Origin of the sequence: Desulfovibrio sp. 1214_IL3152 (assembly GCF_036763055.1) — a bacterium.
GTDB lineage: Bacteria > Desulfobacterota > Desulfovibrionia > Desulfovibrionales > Desulfovibrionaceae > Desulfovibrio.
This window is the reverse complement of sequence record NZ_JBAIYW010000023.1, coordinates 1-4,349: the sequence shown is the minus strand read 5'-3', so window position 1 is coordinate 4,349 and position 4,349 is coordinate 1. Positions and strand designations below refer to the sequence as shown.

Here is a 4,349-nt window from a genome sequence, read left to right as displayed (position 1 = left end):
GTCTGTCCCCGCAGTGACCCTGACCGGATGCAGCGGCTGCGCCATGCAGTTGCGGGCGCATGCCCCGCAAGGAGCGCGGGTGGCACATTGGCTGGATGTTTTTGATGTTTGAGACGCGCGCCATTTGGGCGGCGGCGCAGAAGGTTTTTGCAACGCAGAACATGTGTCAAAAAACGGACGCAGAGCAGCCGCAAGGGCAAACTGGCGGTACTTTGCATGCGCAGTTTGGCGCTTCGCTTGAAATGGCGCGATACTTCGCGGCTGAACAGCCATTTCAAGCGTTGCATGCCCTGATACGCAAGGCCGAAAGCCCACGACAGAAGCTGTTAGAGCAATTTCAAAGTTAAATTGCTCTAGAGCTGTTGCCACTTGAGCCGTGCTTATTGTCCTGTATGAGCCAGAGCGGCCACAAGCTGTTTCAAGGGGGTGCCCCCTAGTCCAGCAGGCCAAGCAGGCGGGCCACGCGCTGCTCATTAAGGCCGGAGTGCGCCTGAAGCATTTCCTGGCTGTGCTGGGCGGCTTCTTCTTCCACCTGGGCCAGCGCCTGGGTCATTTCTTCGTTATTGAGCATGTGGGGTGTTTCCACTGCCGGAGCCTCAAGGGCAGGGGCGGCAGAAGACGCCGCGTCTGCATGGTTGGCGGGCAGCATGGCATTGACCCTTTCCTGAAATGTGGGAAAAAGCGGGCCCATATCATTATTGCGAAAACGGAATTCCAGTTCCACGGGGGTTCTCCTTGTGCTTTGCGCTTCCGCCTGTTCTGCGGCGGAGGCCGTGGGGCGGCAAAATCGGCCGCACCGGTTCACGCTGCATAGATAAGCAAGAACCATGCCTTTTTTCGCATATGCCATAATGCCGGATTTGCTCCGTACATGTGGAGCATTTTCACAGCAAGAATATCCATTCTCAATGCTTCCGGGACGCCCGCTCCGGCGCGTAACAGCATAAATAAATTTCTCTTTCGCCCCTGCGCCGGGCGTTTGCTCCCGCATCTGGCAGAGCAGTTTCAAAGTGAACTTGCTCAGAAAAAGGCCCGCGGCGGATGCTCGCGGGCCTTTCTGCTTTGTTGCAAAAGTTTTGCTAGCAGTGAGCCTTGAGTTCTTCAAGAAAGGCTTCAGACACCTCAAAACCCAGTTCTTGCGCCTTGTCGGCCGCTTCTTTGGCTTTGGCGAATTCGCCCTGATCAAAGTAGGCCAGGGCCAGGTTGTTCCAGGCCGGGGCAAAGGCGGGTTCTTTTTTGATGATGGACAAGCACTGGGTTTCGCAGGCTTTGATGTCGCCCTTCATAAAATAGGCGGTCGCCAGCGCGTTCTGGGCCTGCACAAAGTTGGGATCCCATTTGAGGGCCTTGTTCAGGGCGGTGATGGCCTTGTCCGGTTCGCCGCGCTGCAGGTGCACAAAGGCAATGTTGCTCCACGGCACGGGGAACTTGGCGCGGCAGTTTGCGGCTTCTTCATTGTAGCGCAGGCAGCCGTCAAGGTCGCCGCGTTCAAGGCAGATGCCGCCAAGCTGCACATAGCCTTCGGCCAGGTGCGGCGAGTTGCGCACAGCGTTCAAAAAAGCTTCTTCAGCGGCGATAAAGTCGCGTTTGGTCAGCAGAGCCAGGCCCAGGTTGTAGTAATGGTTGGCGCACTGCTCATTTTCGGCAATTTCCGCCTTGAGGTCCGCAATGTATTCGTCCAGGTCATCGTAGCGAGCTTTCATTGGATGTGCCCCTCTTTTTTCAGAAGATCATAGTACCAGCGGCAAAAGTCGAAAATGCCCATGTATTTTTCGTCTTTATTAATAACGCCCAAGGCGCATTCTGTGGCGCCCTTGCTGTAAGCCTTGCCATACGGGCCTTTTTTGCCCGCGTCGTGCAGAAATTCGTTAACCAGCTGTTGCGTGGTACGCTTGCTTATGTCTGTGCGCAGATCAAGGGGATCGTTGGGCTTCTGGAAAGGATCCCAGTTGTCGTAACCCAGACGGTCCACAAACTTGCGGCGTCGCGGATTCATGCGCTCATAAATCTCGCGTTTGAGCACTTCCTGCTCTTCCGTAAGTTCCTGCGGCGTTCCGTCTCGAAAGACGGTAGCGGGTATGCTGCCGAACATGCCGGACTCCTTGCAGTGCGCGAAAATCCGTTTTCCGGCGCGTAGGTAAGGCCCTTGTCAGGCCAGCGCCGCCGCCACGCCCCCGCGCGCACGGGCGGTTGCGGCTGTGTCGGCACGGCGGAATACACTGCCGCGCCGTTTTGTATCAGGCCTGTTCTTTCTTGGCCGGCCCAATGCCAAGATAGGTTTCGTCGTAGCGGGTCAGCAGGGCCATGGACAGCGGCACGTACACTTCGTGCAGTTCCTTGAAGCGCGACTGCACTGTGGTTGCGATGTCCTTGCTCAGCTCTTCAAGCCTGTCGTTCATCTTGTCCATATGCACGGTGGGGTAGGCCTTGCCCTTTTCGAATGCGGAAAAACCGCAAACGTGGCCCTGACCACGAATAGCTGTAGGCACGCCATAAATGCGACAGGTGACGGGCCGGGCTTCGTAAAGAAGGCAGCGGTCGGCATCGTCCAGCAGCGGACAGCGCATCTTGATCTTGGCGGCGATGCTCATGATGGCTTCGGGGCTTTCGCCGTCTTTTTCCGCCCTGTACAGTTCCCGCTTGAGGCGGGTTGTGTGGCGGTCAAGTTCTGAAGCGCGTTCCAGTATGGCCGAGCGCTCGGGACCATGCCCGAAAGTGGTGTTAAAGGCCCGGTTAATATACATGGCTTCCACCAGCGAAAGATCAAACATGGCGTGGCAGCAGTCGCTACAGCCTTCTTTGCAGGTCACGCACTGGGGATAGCTGTCGCGCACCCGTTCAAACAGGGCGTCGGCCTCGGCCCGCAGGTTTTCGTAGCGGGTGAAAATAGCGTTCAGGTCAGGGATCATGATTATCCTGTGGCTGTGCGGAGGGCGCATGGGCCGTCCGGCAGGTGTGCGGCGGAGCGGGCTTTCGGGCGTGATGCCTCGCCCGTGCGCTTGTGGCCCGGGGCCTTTGGGCGGGTATTTTTTCAAAACCCGCGCGGCTCGCCGTAAGTACCAGGTGTTTTATCCAGACCTGCACGGGCCGGCGGCCGTGGTTTGCGCATTTTATGTAAGTGCCGCCTGGCGCGCGAGCGTCGGGCGGCACAACACTCTGTCTGCGAGTGGGTCAACAATGGAATGCCGTAGGGCCTTCCATTATCACCTGGAGCAGATTAACTTTGATAATATACATTCTCAAAGTTTGATGCACGCTCACTTCGGCGTTTAACCGCGCAAATAAATTGCGCTTACGCCTCCGTGGCGGGCGTCTGCTCCCGCATCCGCCAGAGCAATTTCAAAGTGAAATTGCTCTAGTTTTCTTCAATGGTGATGGCGTTGACTTCGCAGACTTCCACACAGGATTCACAGCCGAGGCACTCTTCGGGGCTTACGGCTTCGCACTTGCTGTCTTTGATTTCATAAACTTCAACGGGGCACACGTCCACGCATTCGCCACAGCCTATGCACTTGTCCACATCGACATTCACATTGTAACCCATGATCGTCCTCCCAATAGGTTGTCTTGCTTGATCACACAAGCGGGTAGAATTAGCTTGTGCAATTGGATAGCTTTAGCCCATGCCCCTGTCAAGTGTCCTTTGCGCCGTGCCGTAAAAGCGGCTGTCGGCGGTGGTTTGTAAGCTTCAGCCCTGTGCCGTGCTCCGAAACCGGCATCAAGCCTCCAATGTTTTCAGGCCGCAAAGGGCTGAAGCTTTTTTTCAGGGAACAAGGCGAGCGTAATAGCCCTTGCCGTTACGCTTGATTTGCATAAGCACCTGGCCTGACATGCGTTCTCGCCGGAATGCCTGCAAAAGGTCTTTTTCTTCATGCACGGGAATTGCCCCTACCGCAGAAATGACGTCGCCCTTTTGCAAGAAAGGCGAAGGCCCCTTGGCATCAACACTGTTTATAACAACTTTTCCGGCTGTTTGCGCGGCCTTGAACCCCCAGAGCTTGTGCATGAGCCTGCGGGCTTTGTCATCGGTAAAAGGCGCTGGCCTGATGTCCAGCGCGATGGTTTCGCCGTCGCGGCGCAGGCTCAGGCGCAGTTTGGCATCTGCGGTCTGGTTGCGCATAATGTCAAGATAATCACGCCTGTCGCGCACGGGCGAGGCGTTGATGCTGTCTATGATGTCGCCGGGGCGCATGCGAATCTTTTCAGCCGGAGTGTCGGGATAAATGGCGACAACCAGCACGCCGCGCGCTCTGCTGAGGCCCAGGGCCATAGCTGTGTGCGGGTCCACATTCTGCACGTCGAGCCCGAGCCAGAGCGGGGCAACGCCGCCTAGATCGGAAGAGCGTCGT

The 4,349-nt window shown here is 56.9% G+C and carries 7 protein-coding genes; 1 reads left to right on the top strand and 6 read right to left on the bottom strand.

The window, feature by feature from the left end; all coding sequences use genetic code 11:
• Positions 1–104 precede the first annotated feature (104 nt).
• The gene (locus tag V6C07_RS00435) at positions 105–347 is read left to right on the top strand and encodes a hypothetical protein (protein WP_333534372.1); all 243 of its coding nucleotides are present in this window, start codon (positions 105–107) and stop codon (positions 345–347) included.
• 86 nt (positions 348–433) lie between these two features.
• Here V6C07_RS00435 and V6C07_RS00430 read toward each other — a convergent pair whose 3' ends face one another.
• From V6C07_RS00430 to V6C07_RS00405, 6 genes are all read right to left on the bottom strand, one after another.
• The gene (locus V6C07_RS00430; protein ID WP_333534371.1) at positions 434–724 is read right to left on the bottom strand and encodes a pseudouridine synthase; all 291 of its coding nucleotides are present in this window, start codon (positions 722–724) and stop codon (positions 434–436) included.
• A 355-nt stretch (positions 725–1,079) separates the two neighbouring features.
• Positions 1,080–1,703, bottom strand: coding sequence for a tetratricopeptide repeat protein (locus tag V6C07_RS00425; protein WP_333534370.1), 624 nt, complete (start codon positions 1,701–1,703; stop codon positions 1,080–1,082).
• The gene (locus tag V6C07_RS00420; RefSeq protein WP_333534369.1) at positions 1,700–2,092 is read right to left on the bottom strand and encodes a hypothetical protein; all 393 of its coding nucleotides are present in this window, start codon (positions 2,090–2,092) and stop codon (positions 1,700–1,702) included. The genes V6C07_RS00425 and V6C07_RS00420 overlap by 4 nt, the downstream gene beginning before the upstream one ends.
• A gap of 145 nt (positions 2,093–2,237) precedes the next feature.
• Positions 2,238–2,909, bottom strand: coding sequence for a YkgJ family cysteine cluster protein (locus tag V6C07_RS00415; RefSeq protein WP_333534373.1), 672 nt, complete (start codon positions 2,907–2,909; stop codon positions 2,238–2,240).
• Positions 2,910–3,355: 446 nt separating this feature from the next.
• The gene (locus V6C07_RS00410) at positions 3,356–3,544 is read right to left on the bottom strand and encodes a ferredoxin (RefSeq protein ID WP_333534368.1); all 189 of its coding nucleotides are present in this window, start codon (positions 3,542–3,544) and stop codon (positions 3,356–3,358) included.
• Between the two features lie 219 nt (positions 3,545–3,763).
• Positions 3,764–4,349: PDZ domain-containing protein (locus V6C07_RS00405; RefSeq protein ID WP_333534367.1), on the bottom strand; the 586-nt coding region annotated here is incomplete at its 5' end.

What these genes read in the sequence shown, in the direction of transcription:
- V6C07_RS00435 (WP_333534372.1), top strand. Translation starts at nt 105, where the DNA reads ATGTTTGAGACGCGCGCCATTTGGGCGGCGGCGCAGAAGGTTTTTGCA.
- V6C07_RS00425 (WP_333534370.1), bottom strand. Translation starts at nt 1,703, where the DNA reads ATGAAAGCTCGCTACGATGACCTGGACGAATACATTGCGGACCTCAAG.
- V6C07_RS00420 (WP_333534369.1), bottom strand. Translation starts at nt 2,092, where the DNA reads ATGTTCGGCAGCATACCCGCTACCGTCTTTCGAGACGGAACGCCGCAG.
- V6C07_RS00415 (WP_333534373.1), bottom strand. Translation starts at nt 2,909, where the DNA reads ATGATCCCTGACCTGAACGCTATTTTCACCCGCTACGAAAACCTGCGG.
- V6C07_RS00410 (WP_333534368.1), bottom strand. Translation starts at nt 3,544, where the DNA reads ATGGGTTACAATGTGAATGTCGATGTGGACAAGTGCATAGGCTGTGGC.